Origin of the sequence: Brevundimonas faecalis (assembly GCF_040549405.1) — a bacterium.
In the GTDB taxonomy this organism is placed as follows: Bacteria; Pseudomonadota; Alphaproteobacteria; order Caulobacterales; family Caulobacteraceae; genus Brevundimonas; species Brevundimonas faecalis.
In genome coordinates this window covers 279,152-296,237 of the sequence record NZ_JBEPTF010000002.1, presented here as the reverse complement: position 1 = coordinate 296,237, position 17,086 = coordinate 279,152, and the positions used below count along the sequence as shown (strand labels likewise).

Sequence of the window (17,086 nt, the reverse complement as noted above, 5' to 3'; positions counted from 1 at the left end):
AGCGCCCATGCGCCGCCTGCCCCATCTTCTGTCCGGCCTCAGCGCCGCCGCCCTGCTGACCGCCTCGGCCCTGCCGGTCCTGGCCGAGGCGCCCGCGCCGGCTGCGGTCGCTGCGCCTGCGGCGTCGAACGCCTTCACCTATCAGGACATGATCTCGGCCAACCGGCTGGGCGATCCGCAGGTGTCGCCGGACGGCGAGTGGGTGGTCTATGCCCTGACCCAGACCGACGTGGCCGCCAACCGTCGCTCCAGCGCCCTCTACATCCTTAGCCTGAAGGGCGAGGCCCAGCCGCAGAAGCTGGCCATCTCGGAAGGCGGCGCCAACACCGCCCGCTGGGGCGCTGACGGCAAGCTCTACTTCCTGTCGGGCCGTTCGGGATCGAGCCAGGTCTGGGTTTCGGCCGACAAGGGCGCGACGGCGACCCAGGTCACGGCCCTGCCGACCGACGTCAACGCCTACCGCATCAACGATGCGGGCGACGCTGTGGCCGTGTCGCTAGCGGTCTATCCCGATGCGACCGACCTGAACGCCTCGGTCGCGCGCGGCAAGGTCGAGGGCGAGAAGAAGTCGACGGGTCAGGTCTATGACCGCATGTTCGTGCGCCACTGGGACACGTGGAACGACCACACCCAGAACCACCTCTTCGTCCAGACCATCGGCGCGGACGGCAAGGCCGGCGGCGATCCGGTCTGGGTCACCAAGGGCTTCGACGGCGACACGCCTTCCAAGCCGTTCGGCGACGAGAGCGAGTTCGTCTTCGCCCCCGACGGCCGCTCGCTGGTCTTCTCGGCGCGCGAAGCCGGCAAGAGCGAGCCGTGGAGCACGGACTTCGATCTCTATAGCGTCGCCGTCTCGGCGCCCGGCCAACTGACCAATCTGACCGAGTCCAACCCGGCCTGGGACACGGGTCCGGTCTTCTCGCCGGACGGCCAGACCCTGGCCTACCGCGCCATGGCCCGCCCGGGCTTCGAGGCGGACAAGTATTCGATCTTCCTGCGTGACGTGGCTACGGGCCAGACGCGCCAGATCGCGGCCAACTGGGATCGCTCGGCCGACACCCTGCAGTGGTCGAAGGACGGGAACACCCTCTACACCACGGCCGGCGACGTCGGTCAGACCCGCCTGTTCGCCATCGATGCGCGCAACGGGGTGGTGACGCCGCTGACGGGCGAAGGCCATGTCGGCGCCTTCCAGCAGACGCCTTCGGGCTTCGTCATGGCGGTCGATACCCTGACCTCGCCCGCCGACCTCTACTTCAAGACCTGGCGCGGCCGCGAAATGCCGCGCCGCCTGACCAATGTGAATCCGCAACTGGCGAGCAAGGCCTTCGGCGCGGCCGAGCAGTTCAGCTTCCCCGGCTGGAACGATGAGACGGTGCACGGCTACGTCATCAAGCCGGCGAACTACGTCGAGGGCCAGAAGTATCCGGTCGCCTTCCTGATCCACGGCGGACCGCAGGGGTCGTTCGGCAATTCTTGGTCCTACCGCTGGAACCCCGAGACCTATGCGGGCGCGGGCTATGCGGTGGTGATGATCGATTTCCACGGCTCGACCGGCTACGGCCAGGGGTTCACCGACGCCATCAGCCAGCACTGGGGCGATCGCCCGCTGGAAGACCTGCAGAAGGGCTGGGCTGCGGCTCAGGCCAAGTACGGCTTCCTGGACGGGAACAACGCCTGCGCCCTGGGCGCCTCCTACGGCGGCTATATGATCAACTGGATCGCCGGCAACTGGTCGGACGCCTTCAAATGCCTGGTCAACCATGACGGCGTCTTCGACACCTTCGGCATGGGCTATTCGACCGAGGAGCTGTGGTTCACCGAGTGGGAATACGGCGGCGTGCCGTGGGAAAATCCCGAGGGCTATCAGAAGTTCAACCCGGCCAACCACGTCCAGAACTGGAAGACGCCGATGCTGGTGGTCCAGGGCGATCTCGACTACCGCATCCCGACGGCCCAAGGCCTGTCGACCTTCACCGCCCTGCAGCGGCGCGGCGTCGATAGCCGTCTGGTCTTCTTCCCCAACGAGAATCACTGGGTGCTGAAGCCCGCGAACAGCCTGCAATGGCACAACGAGGTCTTCGGCTGGCTGGACAGGTATCTGGCCAAGTAGGATCGGTCATCCGACCATGAAGAAGGGCGCGGCCGGTGACGGCCGCGCCCTTTGTCGTTTCAGGCTTTATCGGGGTCAGCGGGCGGCGAAGGCCTGGGTCAGTTGCAGGTAGCGCCCGTGTTCGCGCTCGGTCATGCAGCGGGGCGTCGTCCATTCCTGTCCCTGGGCGCGGGCGTCGACCGCCTCGCGCGCCGTCATGAAGACCGGCTCGGAGCCGTACTCGCGGACGAAGGCGCTGCGGGTCGCGGCGTCGGATTCGCAGATCAGCACAACGCGTTGGGGCAGGGCGGTCGAGACCCGCGTGACCTGCGTCGGCCTGGGCGCCGCAGTCTGGGCCAGGGCGGGCGCGGCGGCGGCGAGAAGGCTTGAGGCGACCGCCATGGTCAGGGCTGGAGCCAGGAACGGCTTGATGCGCATGCGAAATCCTCCATTCGGCCGGAATTCGCTCCGGTCTCTGATCGAATTATGCGCTCAATTTTCCTAATGTAAATATTTTGCGACAAATCCATTATGGAAGTGCGACGAAATCGAGGGCGAGCGCCTCTCGCATTGAGCCTCGCGCCGGGATAGGGCCTAAAAGGCGGAGTTTTCCGATCCGCGCGGAGCGCCATGACCCGCAGAAGCCTGTTTCTTTCCTTTCTGGGCCTGATGTTCGGGAATGCGGCCTGTGCGCCTCTGGCCGTTTCGACGTCGGTTCGAGAAGGACGGGCAGGCCTGCGCTACGGCGAGGATCCGCGGCAGAGTCTGGAGGTTCATAGGCCTCCGCGCGGGCGGGATTGGCCGGTGATCGTGCTGATCCGCGACGGGGACCGCGATGCGGCCGAGGCGCGAGCCTTGGCGCAGGCCTGGGCGGGGCGGGGACTTCTGGTCTTCCTGGCGGATCGACGCGCGGCGCGGGGGCGGGAACCGGCCTTCATCAGCGATGCGGCGGCCGCGATCGCCTGGGCGGCGGACCATGCGGCCGACTTCGGAGGGGATGCGAGCCGCCTGGGCGTGACGGGCCTGGGCGCAGGGGCCGACGCCGCCCTAATGATCGCCCTGGATCGGCGCTACATGGCTGGGCGAGACGGCTTGATCCGAGCGGCTGCGGCCTTGAAGCGACCCCCGGTCGCGGTTGACGACGACCCGACCCTGACCCGACCGGAGGCCTATGTCCGCTCCGACGCGCCCACGATCTGGTTGGGCGGCGGACAGGCTGACGACGCCTTGGCGGCTCGTATCCGCTCAGTCGGCGGTCGGGTGCAGTTCGGCGATAGGGGCGTCTCTCTGGCTTTCAGCGCGGCCGACTTCCTACTGGACAGTCTCGCCGCATCGCCAAGTGCTTCTGACCATCCATAGGTCGGGCGACGGAGCGGCGTCGGTCAATCGGCGCGTTCGGCCTGTGTCTTCAGATTGGCCAGCTGCGCCGACAATACCCCATCGACGGGGGCGGCCCAATTTTCCAGCCCGCCCGGCGCATAGCCGCCGACGACATAGGACCAGGTCAGGACGGAGGTTTCGCCCTCCGCCTTAATGTCGAAGGTCAGTCCGCCCGTCGCGCCCTGGCCCTGAAGCGGGCCGAGAGCACCGCGCAGGACCAGTTTCGAGCCGGGTTCGACCAGGGCCGCTTCCAGATGGCGGGAGACGCGGCCGTCGGCCGCCGTCTCGCACCAGCAGCCTCCGGGCGACAGGTCCAGCGACAGGGTCGAGTTCCTGAACCAGCGGTGATCGCGGCTCCACCAGGCGTCGGGCTTCGTCAGGACGGTCCAGACGCGTTCGGGCGGGGCGGCGATCGCAATCGACCCGCCGACCGCGAAGCCGCCGGACGTCGCCGACTTCACCTCGGCCATGGCCGGAGCGGCCGAAAACGCGACGGCGCAGGCGAACAGGGCGGCGGCCGGAAACAGGCGCTTGGGCATGGATGTTCCTCCTTGTCGCAGCGGAACGCGCTTAGGCGTCTTCGGTCAACTGTCGTGTCATCGTGTTTCCCCCGTCTCGCCAAGGACATGGTTCTCGGCTAGAGGAAGTCATGACAGACAAGATGACCCCCCAGGCGGCGCTGGACCGCCTCGAAACCCTCTACAACCAATCCGTCGCCAGCCTGCGCAATGCAGTGAAGCGCTTCATCGAGACCGGCGAGCGCGCCGATCCCGAGGCCCGGGCCGCCGGCCTGTTCGCCTATCCGCGCCTCACCGTGACCTGGTACGGCGAACGTCCCCAGAACCTTGAGACCCGCGCCTATGGCCGTCTCTCCTGGCCGGGCGTCTATACGACGACCATCACGCGCCCCGATCTGTTCCGCAGCTATCTGCTGGAGCAACTGACCCTGTTGGCGACGGAATACGGCGCGGACTTCACGGTCGAGCCGTCGGATCAGGAAATCCCCTTCCCCTATGTCCTGGACGGCTCGGACGTCGCCCTGGACCGGACCATGACGGCGGCTATCGCCCGCTGGTTCCCGACCACCGAACTGGCCCACATCGGCGACGAGGTGTCGGACGGCCTGTGGGAGCCGGGCGAGGAGCATCCCCTGGCCCAGTTCGACGCCCTGCGCACCGATTTCTCCCTGGCGCGACTGCGCCACTACACCGGCACGCCGGTCGAGGACGTGCAGAGCTTCATCCTCTTCACCAACTACAATCGCTACGTCGACGAGTTCGTACGTTGGGCCACGGCCGAGATCGCCGATCCCGACAGCCCCTATGAGAGCCTGTCCTGCGCCGGGGGCGTGGTGGTGACGCGCGCCACCGACGACCCGGAGGCGGCCATCATGGACGCGGCCTGGCGCAAGCATCAGATGCCCGCCTATCACCTGACGCGGCCGGACGGTCAGGGCATCACCCTGGTCAACATCGGCGTCGGCCCGTCCAACGCCAAGACCATCTGCGATCACCTGGCGGTCATGCGGCCGCACGCCTGGATGATGATCGGCCACTGCGGCGGCCTGCGCGGCAGCCAGACCATCGGCGACTATGTCCTGGCCCACGCCTACCTGCGCGACGACCATGTGCTGGACGCCGTCCTGCCGGCCGACATCCCGATCCCCAACATCGCCGAGGTGCAGCGCGCCCTTTACGACGCGACCAAGCAGGTCTCGGGGGCGCCGGGCGAAGAGGTGAAGAAGCGCTTGCGCACCGGCACCGTCGTCACCACCGACGACCGCAACTGGGAGCTGCGCTATTCCAAGTCGGCCCTGCGCTTCAACCAGAGCCGCGCCGTCGCCATCGACATGGAAAGCGCCACCATCGCCGCCCAGGGCTATCGCTTCCGCGTGCCGTACGGGACCCTGCTGTGCGTCTCGGACAAGCCGCTGCACGGCGAGATCAAGCTGCCGGGCCAGGCCAACCGCTTCTACGAAGGCTCGATCTCGGAGCACTTGCAGATCGGCATCCAGGCCGTGGAACTGCTGCGGGCCGAGGGTACGCGTCTGCATTCCCGCAAGCTGCGCGCCTTCGACGAGCCGCCTTTCAGGTGATGCAGAGAAGGGGGCGGTCGCTCGCTGCTTGATCGCAGGGGCGATGTTCCACTGGAAGGGCGTTCGGGACCTCCCCGGGCGCCCTTTCTGCTGGCGGTCTCAGTTCTTTCTAAACAGGTAGAGGCCGAATCCGAGGTAGTCGGCGCCGAAGTCCAGCATCATCTTGATGCGATGAGCCGTGGCGGCGACGCTGGGTGCGTCGGGGTGATCGGGATGGGCGTCGAGCCAGTCGGCGATCGCCGTCTCCATGCCGGTGCGATAGACGGTCCATTCGTCATGGTCGGTGATCTCCGCCGAGACCACCTGAAGGCCAGCCTGACGTGCGGCCGCCTGCCATTCCTCGTGACTGACGTAGTAGCCGCCGGTTTCCACGATCTGGCGCAGGGGAGCCGGAGGCTCCTCTTTCCAGAACAGGTCGCCCCACAGCAGGGCGCCGCCGGGCGACAGGTGCTCGGCCAGGGCGGCGAAGACCTCTGCAGGTTCGCGCAGGCCCCCGCCGGCCGGCTCGGTCGAGCCGATGGCGACGATCATGTCGAAAGGCGGGGCGGCGGCCAGGACGGGGCCTGAGAGGTCGCGTTTCAGATCGATCCGATCTTCCAGGCCGGCGGCCGCGATGCGTTTCTGGGCGCCGTCGGCCATGACCGGGTCGCGTTCAACCGCGACGACGCGGGCGTCCAGGGCCTGGGCCAGGCGAATGGAAACCTCTCCATAGGCGCAACCAATGTCCAGGACGGCGGCTCCCGCAGGCAGGTCGGCGCGCCGCGCCGTCGTCTCCAGTCGCTCCATCGACAGGGCGTTGCAGACGGTCAGGGGCAGATAGGCGATGTGATGAAAGGCGGTGCGCATGACCGAGGCGTAGGGCGTGTCCAGAAATCTGTCCTTGAAAAAGAACTTTACATTATAAAGTTCTTGCTGCACCTTTCGATCAACAGGAAGGGAGAGACCCTGATGACCCGAGACCAAGCCCAATCCGTTCACGACGACATCGCCTATATGAAGGCCCTGGCGCAGGAAGGGCGACGGGCTCCGTTGCTCGGCGGGCGCGTCCTGATTTCTGCGGGTTTGATCTTCGGGCTGGCTTCGATTGTCCACTATGGGATCGATAGCGGAATGATCGCCGCGCCGCCGGTCGCCTATGCGGTGTTGTGGGGCGCCGCCATGCTTGTTTTCTTTGGCGTTCTGATTGTTCAGACACGGAACTGCGATCGCAAGCCAGGCGCGCAATCGGCGGCCAACCGCGCGGCCAGCGCGGGTTGGATGGGCGTCGGTCTAGCCGTCTTCGTCATATCGCTGTCGATGTTCGTCGTCAGTTGGAAGATGCAGAGCGACGTCGCATTCATGATCTTTCCCTCGCTGATCTTCGCCCTTTACGGTTCGGGTTGGGCAGTCTCGGCGACGATGAGCGCGCAGAAGTGGCAATGGAAGCTGGCTGTCGGCTGTTGGATCGCTGCGCCCCTGATCGCCTTTCTCACCGGTAGTCCGCTGATGTGGCTGGGCTATGCGGCAGGCCTCTTCCTGTTCGCGTTGCTGCCCGGCGTGATCCTGGTCCGGCAGGAGCCGGCGGAGGTGATCTGATGGCCTCGAATACGGCTGAAGACTTCGACATCGGCCGCATCGACGAGGTCATCCACGGCCGTGTGCGCCTGGGAATCATGGCCTATCTGTCGGGCGTGGACAGCGCCGACTTCAACGAACTGAAGACCCGGCTTCAGACCACCGACGGCAATCTGTCTGTCCACCTCAGGAAACTGGAGGAGGCGGGTTTCGTGGCGGTCGCCAAGAGCTTCCAGGGCCGCAAGCCGTTGACGCGGGCGACCATGACGGATGTCGGGCGCGACGCCTTCGTCGCCTACCTCGACGCCATGTCCGCCCTGGTCCCGTCCCGCTAGCGTCCCTGCGGGAATAGGCTAAGGAAGGCGGTCATGAACGACCGCCTTTCTTCATTTCAGGCCATCGACAACTTTCGCGACTACGGCGGGTATGCGACGGGCGGCGGCCGAATGGCGCGCGGCCTGCTGTATCGATCAGCGCATCAGGCACGCGCGACGGACGAAGACCTGGAACAGTTGGGGCGATTGAACATCGCCCATGTGGTCGACCTGCGGCGACCGAGCGAGAGGCGCGCCCAGCCGTCGCGTCGTCCGACCGGCTGGGCCGGTCAGGTTGTGGAGAGCGACCATGACGACGGCCGTGAAGCGCCGCACATCACCTTCCTGAAGACTGCGGACCTGACCGAGGATTCGGGGCGGGCCTTCATGGGTGAAACCTATCGCCGCCTGCCGTTCGAGCCTGCTCATCTGGACCTGTTCGGGCGCTATTTTCGGGCGCTGTCCGAAAGGCGGGGGCCGGTGCTGATCCATTGCGCCGCCGGCAAGGATCGAACGGGCCTGCTGGCGGCCCTGACCCACAGTCTGCTGGGCGTGGCCTGGGACGACATCATGGCCGACTATCTATTGACCAATATGGCGGTCGATCTGGAAGGGCGGGCGGAGGAGGTGGCGCGCAAGCTGACGCAGATGACGGGGCGGTCAGCTTCGCGCGGCGCTGTCGTTGCATTCCTCGGGGTGGAGGCGGCCTATCTGGACCAGGCCTTTGCGGCGATCACTGCGCGGCATGGATCGGTCGCGACCTATCTGGAGCAGGCGCTGGGCGTGGGCGCCGTCATGGCCGACCGCATCCGGGAGCGGCTGACCGCATGAGCGGAGACGTCGTTCGACGGCGGCGGCTCGACTGGCGCGACCCTCTGGCGGTCGCGGCCGGATTGAACCGACGCGAAGGCGCCTTGGCCTTGCTGGCGGGAGCGGGCGATCCGGCGGCGCACGGCGGACGTTGGTCCTATGTCGCCTGTGAACCGGATCGGACGTATGTCGGCCCGGTCGATGCCCAGGCGCCTTTCGCGGTCTTGCGCGACCCAGGCTTTGCGGGGGGCGGCGTGGTCGGGCTCATGTCCTATGACGTGGGAGCGCGGCCGGCGACGGGGCGCCGCGGGACGGTCTGGCCGGATCTGACCCTGGTCCGCTACCCGGCGATGCTCGCCTTTGATCATGCGGAACGGGCATTGGTCGCCATCGGGCGCGGCGGGGAGGCGGTCTCGGCTGAAGTCCAGGTCGAGCGCGCGGTCGCCTGGTTGGGCTCCATGCTTGAACCGTCCGTTCCTTCGGCGCCGGCCTCCGGTTTCGCGGCCGAGGAAGCGCCAGCCGTCTATGAGGCCGCTGTCGCGGATGTCGTGGCGCGGATTGGGGCGGGGGAGTTGTTCCAGGCCAATATCGCCCGCGCTTGGCGGGGGCGACTGGACGAGGGGCGTGATCCTTTCGACGTTTTTCTCCGGTTGTCGGCCGGGCGCGGAGCCGCCTATGGGGCTTTCTGGCGACTGGGCGAGCGGGCGCTGGTGTCCAACTCGCCGGAACTGTTCCTGACCTTTGATGCGAGCGACGGTCGGATCGAAACTCGCCCGATCAAGGGCACGCGCCCGCGCGACGCAAATCCGGCGCGGGACGCCGCCTTAGCGGCTGAACTGTCGGCAAGCGCCAAGGATCGGGCCGAGAACCTGATGATCGTGGACCTGATGCGCAACGACCTGGCCCGTGCGGCGCTCCCCGGCACGGTTCAGGTCGAGCGTCTGTTCGAGGTGGAGAGCCACCCGACAGTGCATCACCTGGTCTCGACCGTGACGGCTGTGGCGCGGCCGGGCGTCGAGGCGGCCGGGGTGTTGGAAGCGGCTTTCCCGCCGGGATCCATCACCGGCGCCCCCAAGCATCAAGCCATGAAGGTGATCGCGACGCACGAGCCGCCGCGCGGACCCTGGTGCGGTTCATTGTTCGCCCTGGGTCTGGCGGGCGACGAGAGCCTGACGGCTTCGGTCCTGATCCGCACGGCGACCTTTGTGCGGGAAGGAGAAGATTGGACCTGGCGAGCTCTGGCGGGAGCAGGGATCGTGGCGGACAGCGACCCTCGCGCCGAGCGGTTGGAGACCGAAGCCAAGATCAGGGCGCTGAAAGACGCCATATCGGACGTTTAGCAGTCGGCGCAGGTGACCGTGTTCACGGTGCGTGGTCGCAGGTAGTATTTGCGTTCTAGAACAAATTCACGGTCGATGAGTTTCTCTCCTATGGAGAGTCTGTATCTGTAACTGATTTCGCCCATGATCAGGCTTTCGTTAGGCGCAATTAGATTGGGTGGAATTTCTTTGACTTCGCTCAGGCGGGTCAGTTTGTTGTTGTTGTTGCGACTCCAGTCCACAGTGATTTTGCCGCCAGGTTTCATGGTCAAGCTCGACACTCGCATGGAGAGTTGATCTGACGAAAAAGGGCGCATGATGACTTCGCCGATGCCGAAGGTCTGGTCGATACCGGCGGCTGTGGCGGTGGCGCTTTGTGCAACGAGATCGGTCATCATGGATGCGGCGTGGCCGGCGCGACGTTCAGCCATATAGACTTGGCTGAACTCGGTCAGGGCGAGATAGAGCAGGATCATGGTCGGCGCGATGAGGGCGAACTCAACCGCCGACACCCCGCGTCGATCACGAACGAGCCGTCCCAGGAAGCCATGAAAAACTGGACGAAGCATGATCAGGAATAGGGCTCGTTCTGGAAGGCCATGGTGGTCGTCAGGTAGACGCTGCCGTTCTTCATTCGCGTCAGCGCCTGGGCGAGGAAGGGCGTTGCGACCGGATGCTTGTACCAGATGCGGACCAGCATCTTTTGGTTCGCCACCCCGGACGTATAGCCAAGGTCTTTGGTGTTGAAGGCGTCGCCGGACGTCGGATTGGGGCCGCTGGCGTCCTCAAAGGCCTCGATGCTGCGCACATCCAGATAGACGCGACTGCTGCAATCGCCCGAAAAGACGCTCATATGGGCGCAGAAACGCTCCTTGATCTGATCTTGCGTCAAGTTGTTAGCCTGTCCGGTTCGAACCAGGCGGCTAGTGTCGGCGACGGCGGTCTCCATGACGGCGTCCAGCGTCAGAATGACCCCGATCTCCAGGATGGCGAACAGCATCATGAAAAAGGGCAGGGCCACCATGGCGAATTCGACGGCCGTCGCGCCGCGTCGATCCCGTCTTAGCCGAGGTGCGATCCGGGAAGGTCGCGCGATGAAGTCGGCCATACGCCGCATGGCCTAGTCGGCGCTCGGCACGGAGCGGCGGGCCGATGGGGCGCATTGACCGCCGCCGCAGGCGCTTTCCGCGACTTCGGCGCCGCGCCAGACGCGAACCGAACCGCCAGCTGGGGGATTGACCGTGACCTGGCTCTGGAACAGGGGGCGGCCGAGGGCGTCCACCGCGACGATGTCGGTGGAGCCGTAACCCTTGCCTGTGATGAACAGGGTGTTGGCGTCGACCACGGCGACATCGGCGACCTGCGGGTTGGCGACGATGACCGATCCGGCCGGGGCGCGGAGTTGCACGCGCGTGGCGCTGTCGATGGCGATCGTCATCGGACGATTTTGGGCCAGGGCGGGCGAAGCGAGGGCGGCGAGGATCGCCGGAACGGCGAAGAGCCCGGAAAGGCGGCGTGGCATGGCGGTGCGGCTCCGGCGACATGAAAAGGCGCGCGCGTAGGGGCGCGACGCGCAACCTGTCGCTTAAAGATCAAGATTTCCTGAAGGCGTGAGGGGCGATCGCTCTATGAGATTTTATAGTAAATAAGCAGTAACCATCAATATTCTGGGTAACGTTTCTCAGTTTTACTTGGACTTAATGATCTTGGTCGCATTGTCGCCATGCAAACGGGGGTCAAGCGGGCAAACCGGTGACCCTAGGTGGTGAAACATTTGCTCGCTTAAGACAACGAAGGAAGACATCATGCGTAACTTCATCAATCGCTTCGCCAAGGACGAATCGGGCGCCACGGCGATCGAATACGGTCTGATCGCCGCCCTGATGGCCGTGATCATCATCGCCGGCATCAGCCTGATCGGCGGCTCGCTGGAAACCAAGTTCAAGTTCATCGCCGACAAGATCGGCGGCGCGGGCGGCACCGGTGGCACCGGTGGCACCGGTGGCACGGGCGGCACGGGCGCCTGATACGAATACGCCTAAATCCAAACGTTGAGCGGCCGGGCGGAAACGCCCGGCCGTTTTGCGTCTGGATCAAGAACCGGGAATGCAGGAAACCCGTTCTTAAAGAAGCGTCCGGCATGATGGCGCCATGACAGAGTTGCTCTTTGTTCTTCTCGGCGTCATGCCTGTGCTGGTGATCCTCGCCGGCGTGCATGATCTGGCGACCATGAAGATTCCGAATTGGATTTCGGGTCTTCTGGTCCTGGGCTTTTTCCCCGCGGCCCTGGCGGCGGGCCTGCCCCTATCCGCGGTGCTGACATGCGTCGCGGTCGGCGTCGGAGCCTTGCTCGGGGGCATGGGCATGTTCGCGCTGAATTGGCTGGGCGGCGGCGACGCCAAGCTCCTTGCGGCCGTCAGCCTTTGGCTCGGGCTGTCCGGCGTCACGCCCTTTATCCTGTTCACGGCGGTCGCGGGCGGAGGCCTGTGCCTGTTCCTGCTGTCGGCGCGGCCTCATCTGCATGTGCTGGCGGGAAACGGTCCCGCCTGGATCGCGCGCCTGATGCAGCCGAAGGGCGACGTGCCTTACGGCGTGGCCATCGCCGTCGGCGCCCTGATCGCCTATCCGGCCAGTCCCTTGGTCACGGCCTTCATCGGCGGCTGAGACCGCGGGATTTTGCTTAGGGCCGCGTTAACCGAACCTCGTCATTATCGTTAACGGCAGAATGGCGAGCTCTGAATCCACGTCGCCGCGCCTGCCGGAGACCGTCGATGAAGCCCGCCAAGATCGCCGTCATCTGTATCGCCGCCGTGGCCGCCATCGGCCTGGCCCTGGTCGTGCGCGCTATGGGGTCGTCGTCCCAACAGCCCGCCGCGACGGCGGTGGCCGCCGTCGAACCTCCGCCGCCGATGGCCAAGGTTCTGGTCGCCGCTCGGGACCTTCAGCCGGGCGCCCGCCTGGCGGATGCGGACATGGCCTGGAAGGACTGGCCCGTCGCAGAGGTCAATCCGATCTTCATCACGGACGGCAGCGTGCCTGTCCCCCAGGCGGCGGCGAAGGAAGACGCCGGCGCGGCTTCCGCCGTCAAGACGGCCGAGGACAAGGCCAAGGGCGCCGTGACGCGCGCCGCCGAGGCCGTCAATGAGATCAGCACCGGCGGCGCCAAGGCGGACTATGTCGGCGCCGTGGTCCGCGAAGCCATATTGGCCGGAGAACCCATCGTCGCCCGTAAGATCGTCCGCGCCGGCGACAGCGGCTATATGGCGGCCTATCTGGAGCCGGGCATGCGGGCCATGGCCATTCGCGTGACGGTCGAGACCGCGGCGGGCGGCTTCATCCTGCCGGGCGACCGAGCCGACGTCATCCTGACCCGCGAGGTCAAGAGCCCCGCCGGCGCACAGGGCGACGGCAATCCGCGTTTCGTCTCCTCCACCGTCATGCAGAACGTCAAGGTTCTGGCGATCGACCAGGCCATCCGCGCCGCCGATGACGCCATGGCCGTGGTCGGCGCCACCGCCACCTTGGCGGTTACTGGTCCTGACGCGGAAATCCTGGCCCGTTCCAAGTCCGAAGGGGAACTGTCGCTGGTGCTGCGCTCCTACGCCGACACCTCGGGGCCTTCGGGTCGAACGCCTGGCGCCACGCGCAACGAAGCCTCCGCCGCCCGCGCCGTGCGCGTCTATCGCGCGGGCCAGGCCGAAACGGTCGCCGTCCCATGAGAAAGCCGACCATGAACCGACTGACGGCTATCGCCTGCGTCTCGGCCCTGGCGCTGTGCGCGGCTGCGACGACGCCCGCCACCCAAGTACAGGCCCAGACGCGCGCTGCCGTCGCCGCCGGCTCCACGGCCCAGATGGTCAATCTGCCGTTGGGAACCTCCTTCGCCGTCGAACTGCCTGCGGACGCCCGGGACGTCATCGTCTCCAATCCCCTGGTGGCCGACGCCATGCTGCATTCGCCGCGGCGGATCACCGTCATCGGCTTGAAGGCGGGTGAGACGGACGCGGTCTTCCTGGATGCGACGGGACGAACCATCCTGGCGCTGCGCGTCCGCGTCGATGCGGGCGTCAGCGCGCTTCAGGACACGCTCAGCCGCGTGGTCCCGGGTTCGAGCATCCACGCCGAGGCGGTCAACGACAGCATCATCCTGACCGGCATGGCCGCCAGCCCGGCGGACGCCGAGCGTGCGGCTCAGGTCGCCCGGGCCTTCGTCAGCGCGCCTGAGAAGGTGATGAACATGGTCAGCGTCGCGGGGTCCGATCAGGTGACGCTGCGGGTTCGCGTGGTCGAGGTGCAGCGTTCTGCGATCAAGCAGCTGGGTTTCGACACCCAGGCGGTGCTTGGTCGGATCAACGGCACGCAATGGTTGTTGGGCAATAACGCCACCTGGGGGGTGAACGGCAGCCTGCTGGGCGGCATTATCGGCGGCGTCGCGCGTGACACCACCAAGAATTTCCAGATGGAAATGCCATGCGGTCCTGGTTGGCCGGACGGGGCCATGTGTCCTGTCGTCGTCGACGGTCCGGAAGATGCGCCTAATTGGGACACAGCCAAGCCGGGCACGGGACCGGGGTCTGACGGATTGAACAAGGGCAACGCCACGCTCAAGGCCTTTGAGCGCGTGGGTCTGGTGAGGACCCTGGCCGAGCCTAACCTGACTTCGGTGAACGGCGAGGCGGCCAGCTTCCTGGCCGGCGGGGAATTCCCCATACCCGCTGGCCGTGACCGAGACGGTCAGATCACAGTCGAATACAAGCCTTACGGCGTCGGCTTGGCCTTCCGTCCTGTGGTGCTGTCGGAAGGACGCATCAGCTTACAGGTCAAGATCGAGGTGTCGGAACTGACGCCGCAAGGGGGGCTGACGCTGGGCGCGGGCACGCCGACGGCCGTGTCCTTGCCGGGCCTTTCGGTTCGCCGGACCGAGAACACCGTCGAGCTGCCGTCCGGCGGGGCGATGATGATCGCGGGCCTGTTGCAGGAATCGACGCGCCAGACGGTGGATTCTCTGCCCGGCATGACCAACCTGCCTGTTCTGGGGCAGTTGTTCCGCTCGCGCGACTATCTGATGGGCGAGACCGAGCTGGTTGTGATCGTGGAGCCCTATATCGTCAGCCCGACCTCTCCGGGCCGGATGCAGACGCCCGCCGACGGCCTGCGCATCGCGCATGACGCCCAGACCATCTTCTTCGGCCAGTTGAACCAGGCCTACGGCTCGCCCGCCCCGACCGCCTCCGCCGGCGCGCGGTGGCAGGGGCCGGTCGGCTATGTGATCGAATGAGCGCCATGATCCGACATCTCGCATCCTTGAAAATCCGGGCGGCGAGCGCCCTGCTGGCGGCGGGCGTTCTGGCCGGCTGCGCAGGCGGCCCTGCCAGCCTCGGCGGGGAGCCGCCGCTGACGCCGACGTCCCGCTTCACCCTTCAGGTCGAACCGGGTCTGGATCGTATCGCCTTGGCGGTGCGTGACGACGGCCTGTCGTCCAACCAGCAGGCGGCGCTCGCCGATCTGGTCCAGCGCTTCGCCATGGAAGGGGCGCCGGCCCTGGTCGTGGAGGCGCCTTCTGGCGGCGATCCGGCGGCGAACCAGGCGGCCTGGAACGTCAAGGCGGCCCTGACGGCTTCGGGCGTGCCGGAGGCGATGATCCAGGTGGTCAGCTATGCTGCGCCGGATCCGCGCGCGCCCGTCCTGGCGGGATTCGAGACCGTCCGCGCCGTCGTGCCCCAGTGCGGAACCCGGTGGGGCAGCCTCGGCCGGACCGGCGACAATCAGTCGTCCGCCAACTTCGGCTGCGCGGTCACCGCCAATCTGGCGGCCCAGATTTCCAACCCGCGCGACATCGTCGCGCCACGCACGATGTCGCCGGGCGACGCAGGTCGTCGCAGCGTGGTCTTCGACGCCTACCGCAAGGGCGTGCAGACGAGTGCTCGACCAGAAGAGCTTATCTCCCAGGCGCGCATTTCCCGCGCGGTGGAGTGACGGACCATGACCCAGCCCTTCACCGCTCAGGATTTCGACCCCCTGGACGAATTCGATCTGGAAGACGACTTCATCGGCGCCTCGAACGCCGCACGACCTGCCGCGCCGCCCATGTCCGCTCCTTTCGCGCCCGTTGCGGCGAGCCAGACGGCTGAGAACGACGCGCCCTTGACCCTGTCTGAAACGCCTGCGGTTCATGATCCTGTCGGACAACTCGTCGCTCAAACCGAAGCGGCCGTGATCGCCGCGCCGCCCGTGTCGCCGCAGGTCGAAGCCGGCGGCCTGCCAGCCTCTGCTCTCGCGGCCGTGGAAGTTTCGATCCCCCGGATCGCGGTCCATGTCTTCGCCGAGCGTCAGGACACCCTGTCCGCGGCGGAACGCGCCGGCCAGGATCGGCGCATGTCTCGGGCCACGACCCAGATTCGCGTGGGCGGGATTTCCGCCGCTGTCGAGGCCTACCAGGGCGAACCGACGCCGCCCCTGATCATCGTCGAATGCCTGCGCGACGCTCGGAGCCTGTTGCAGGAAATCGACCAACTGGCCCAGGTCTGCGATGCGGGGACCAAGGTGGTGGTCATCGGCGCCGCCAACGACATCCTGCTGTATCGGGAGCTGATGCGGCGCGGCGTCAGCGAATATCTGGTGGCGCCGGTCCAGCCCTTGCAGTTGATCGCGGCCATCGGGGGTCTGTTCGCGGACCCGGCCCAGCCCTTCGTCGGCCGCACCATCGCCTTCGTCGGCGCACGGGGCGGCGCGGGCGCCTCCTCGGTCGCCCACAACACCGCCTATGCAATGAGCGAGCGGATCGGCGTCAACACGGTCATCGTCGACTATGATCTGCCGTTCGGCACGGCGGGACTGGATTTCAACCAGGATCCCCTGGGAGGGGTCGCCGACGCCCTGAGCCAGCCGGACCGTCTGGACGCCACCCTGCTGGACCGGATGATGGTCCGCTGCACGGACAAGCTGAGCCTTTTCGCTGCGCCGGCCACCCTCGACGGCGACTGGGACATCCAGCCGGACGCCTTCGAGGAGGTGACGGGCCGCATTCGCTCCACCGCTCCCTTCGTGGTGCTGGACCTGCCGCACCTGTGGTCGGGCTGGATGCGCAAGACGCTGATCTCGGCCGACGAGGTCGTGATCGTGGCCACGCCGGACCTTGCGTCGCTACGCAACGCCAAGAACATGATCGACCTGATCAAGCAGGGACGCCCCAATGACGCTCCGCCGCGTCTGGTGCTGAATCAGGTGGGCGTGCCCGGTCGCCCGGAGATTCCAGCCAAGGACTTCGGCGCCGCCCTGGGCGTCCATCCCAGCCTGACCATCCCCTTCGACGCCAAGATCTTCGGCTCGGCCGCCAACAATGGTCAGATGATCGTGGAATCCGCGGCCAAGACCAAGGCGGCCGAGGCCTTCCAGACCCTGGCCCAGATCGTATCGCGGCGCGAACTGCCCGCCGCTGTCTCCACTCGCGGCAAGGCGACGGAGGGCGTGGCCAAAGGCGGCTCGCTGTTCAGCGGCCTGATGCGAAAGAAGCGCTGAAGTC

Annotated in this window: 19 protein-coding genes; 13 read left to right on the top strand and 6 right to left on the bottom strand. The window is 66.5% G+C overall.

Features of this window, described 5'->3' with window-relative positions; genetic code table 11:
• Window positions 1-7 precede the first annotated feature (7 nt).
• A complete protein-coding gene (locus ABIE19_RS09475) occupies window positions 8-2,113 on the top strand; it encodes a S9 family peptidase (RefSeq protein WP_354088920.1) in 2,106 nt (701 codons plus the stop codon).
• Between the two features lie 75 nt (window positions 2,114-2,188).
• Here the strand turns inward: ABIE19_RS09475 and ABIE19_RS09470 are convergent, their stop codons facing one another.
• Window positions 2,189-2,530, bottom strand: a complete 342-nt coding sequence (locus ABIE19_RS09470; RefSeq protein WP_354088919.1) for a hypothetical protein — start codon at window positions 2,528-2,530, stop codon at window positions 2,189-2,191.
• A 366-nt stretch (window positions 2,531-2,896) separates the two neighbouring features.
• Here ABIE19_RS09470 and ABIE19_RS09465 point away from each other — a divergent pair, with 366 nt between their 5' ends.
• Window positions 2,897-3,451 carry an alpha/beta hydrolase fold domain-containing protein gene (locus tag ABIE19_RS09465; protein WP_354088918.1) on the top strand — a complete coding sequence of 185 codons (555 nt, stop codon included), beginning with the start codon at window positions 2,897-2,899 and terminating at the stop codon, window positions 3,449-3,451.
• 23 nt (window positions 3,452-3,474) lie between these two features.
• Here ABIE19_RS09465 and ABIE19_RS09460 read toward each other — a convergent pair whose 3' ends face one another.
• Window positions 3,475-4,011 carry an SRPBCC family protein gene (locus ABIE19_RS09460; RefSeq protein ID WP_354088917.1) on the bottom strand — a complete coding sequence of 179 codons (537 nt, stop codon included), beginning with the start codon at window positions 4,009-4,011 and terminating at the stop codon, window positions 3,475-3,477.
• Between the two features lie 110 nt (window positions 4,012-4,121).
• On the opposite strand from ABIE19_RS09460, the gene ABIE19_RS09455 reads away from it, so the two are divergent.
• Complete coding sequence (locus ABIE19_RS09455; RefSeq protein ID WP_354088916.1) at window positions 4,122-5,567, top strand: AMP nucleosidase; 1,446 nt, start codon at window positions 4,122-4,124, stop codon at window positions 5,565-5,567.
• Window positions 5,568-5,666: 99 nt separating this feature from the next.
• Here ABIE19_RS09455 and ABIE19_RS09450 read toward each other — a convergent pair whose 3' ends face one another.
• Complete coding sequence (locus ABIE19_RS09450; protein ID WP_354088915.1) at window positions 5,667-6,485, bottom strand: SAM-dependent methyltransferase; 819 nt, start codon at window positions 6,483-6,485, stop codon at window positions 5,667-5,669.
• 30 nt (window positions 6,486-6,515) lie between these two features.
• On the opposite strand from ABIE19_RS09450, the gene ABIE19_RS09445 reads away from it, so the two are divergent.
• Genes ABIE19_RS09445 through ABIE19_RS09430 form a run of 4 tightly spaced genes read left to right on the top strand, consistent with a single transcriptional unit; the run spans window position 6,516 to window position 9,585 of the window.
• Window positions 6,516-7,142, top strand: coding sequence for a hypothetical protein (locus ABIE19_RS09445; protein WP_354088914.1), 627 nt, complete (start codon window positions 6,516-6,518; stop codon window positions 7,140-7,142).
• On the top strand, window positions 7,142-7,456 hold the full coding sequence (locus ABIE19_RS09440; RefSeq protein ID WP_354088913.1) for a winged helix-turn-helix domain-containing protein: 315 nt from the start codon (window positions 7,142-7,144) through the stop codon (window positions 7,454-7,456). Before ABIE19_RS09445 ends, ABIE19_RS09440 begins: the two co-directional genes overlap by 1 nt.
• Before the next feature lie 33 nt (window positions 7,457-7,489).
• Entirely contained in the window at window positions 7,490-8,266 is a 777-nt protein-coding gene (locus tag ABIE19_RS09435) for a tyrosine-protein phosphatase (RefSeq protein ID WP_354088912.1), read from the top strand.
• Window positions 8,263-9,585 (top strand): anthranilate synthase component I family protein, encoded by a 1,323-nt coding sequence (locus ABIE19_RS09430; protein ID WP_354088911.1) that lies wholly within the window; start codon window positions 8,263-8,265, stop codon window positions 9,583-9,585. The genes ABIE19_RS09435 and ABIE19_RS09430 overlap by 4 nt, the downstream gene beginning before the upstream one ends.
• Here ABIE19_RS09430 and ABIE19_RS09425 read toward each other — a convergent pair.
• The 3 genes from ABIE19_RS09425 to ABIE19_RS09415 are packed head-to-tail and all read right to left on the bottom strand — an operon-like array spanning window position 9,582 to window position 11,086.
• Window positions 9,582-10,133 carry a TadE/TadG family type IV pilus assembly protein gene (locus ABIE19_RS09425; RefSeq protein WP_354088910.1) on the bottom strand — a complete coding sequence of 184 codons (552 nt, stop codon included), beginning with the start codon at window positions 10,131-10,133 and terminating at the stop codon, window positions 9,582-9,584. The genes ABIE19_RS09430 and ABIE19_RS09425 overlap by 4 nt on opposite strands.
• Before the next feature lie 2 nt (window positions 10,134-10,135).
• Window positions 10,136-10,681 (bottom strand): TadE/TadG family type IV pilus assembly protein, encoded by a 546-nt coding sequence (locus ABIE19_RS09420; protein WP_354088909.1) that lies wholly within the window; start codon window positions 10,679-10,681, stop codon window positions 10,136-10,138.
• Window positions 10,682-10,684: 3 nt separating this feature from the next.
• The gene (locus ABIE19_RS09415; protein ID WP_354088908.1) at window positions 10,685-11,086 is read right to left on the bottom strand and encodes a pilus assembly protein N-terminal domain-containing protein; all 402 of its coding nucleotides are present in this window, start codon (window positions 11,084-11,086) and stop codon (window positions 10,685-10,687) included.
• 283 nt (window positions 11,087-11,369) lie between these two features.
• Between ABIE19_RS09415 and ABIE19_RS09410 the strand changes: the two genes are divergently transcribed.
• The 6 genes from ABIE19_RS09410 (at window position 11,370) to ABIE19_RS09385 (ending at window position 17,082) form a co-directional block, all read left to right on the top strand.
• Entirely contained in the window at window positions 11,370-11,591 is a 222-nt protein-coding gene (locus tag ABIE19_RS09410) for a Flp family type IVb pilin (RefSeq protein ID WP_354088907.1), read from the top strand.
• Window positions 11,592-11,715: 124 nt separating this feature from the next.
• Window positions 11,716-12,228 (top strand): A24 family peptidase, encoded by a 513-nt coding sequence (locus tag ABIE19_RS09405; RefSeq protein WP_354088906.1) that lies wholly within the window; start codon window positions 11,716-11,718, stop codon window positions 12,226-12,228.
• Window positions 12,229-12,335: 107 nt separating this feature from the next.
• Window positions 12,336-13,283, top strand: a complete 948-nt coding sequence (gene cpaB / locus ABIE19_RS09400; RefSeq protein WP_354088905.1) for a Flp pilus assembly protein CpaB — start codon at window positions 12,336-12,338, stop codon at window positions 13,281-13,283.
• Window positions 13,284-13,294: 11 nt separating this feature from the next.
• Window positions 13,295-14,842 carry a type II and III secretion system protein family protein gene (locus ABIE19_RS09395; protein ID WP_354088904.1) on the top strand — a complete coding sequence of 516 codons (1,548 nt, stop codon included), beginning with the start codon at window positions 13,295-13,297 and terminating at the stop codon, window positions 14,840-14,842.
• Window positions 14,843-14,847: 5 nt separating this feature from the next.
• Entirely contained in the window at window positions 14,848-15,540 is a 693-nt protein-coding gene (locus tag ABIE19_RS09390; protein WP_354088903.1) for a CpaD family pilus assembly protein, read from the top strand.
• A 6-nt stretch (window positions 15,541-15,546) separates the two neighbouring features.
• Entirely contained in the window at window positions 15,547-17,082 is a 1,536-nt protein-coding gene (locus ABIE19_RS09385) for a CpaE/TadZ family protein (RefSeq protein ID WP_354088902.1), read from the top strand.
• The last annotated feature ends 4 nt before the right edge of the window (window positions 17,083-17,086 follow it).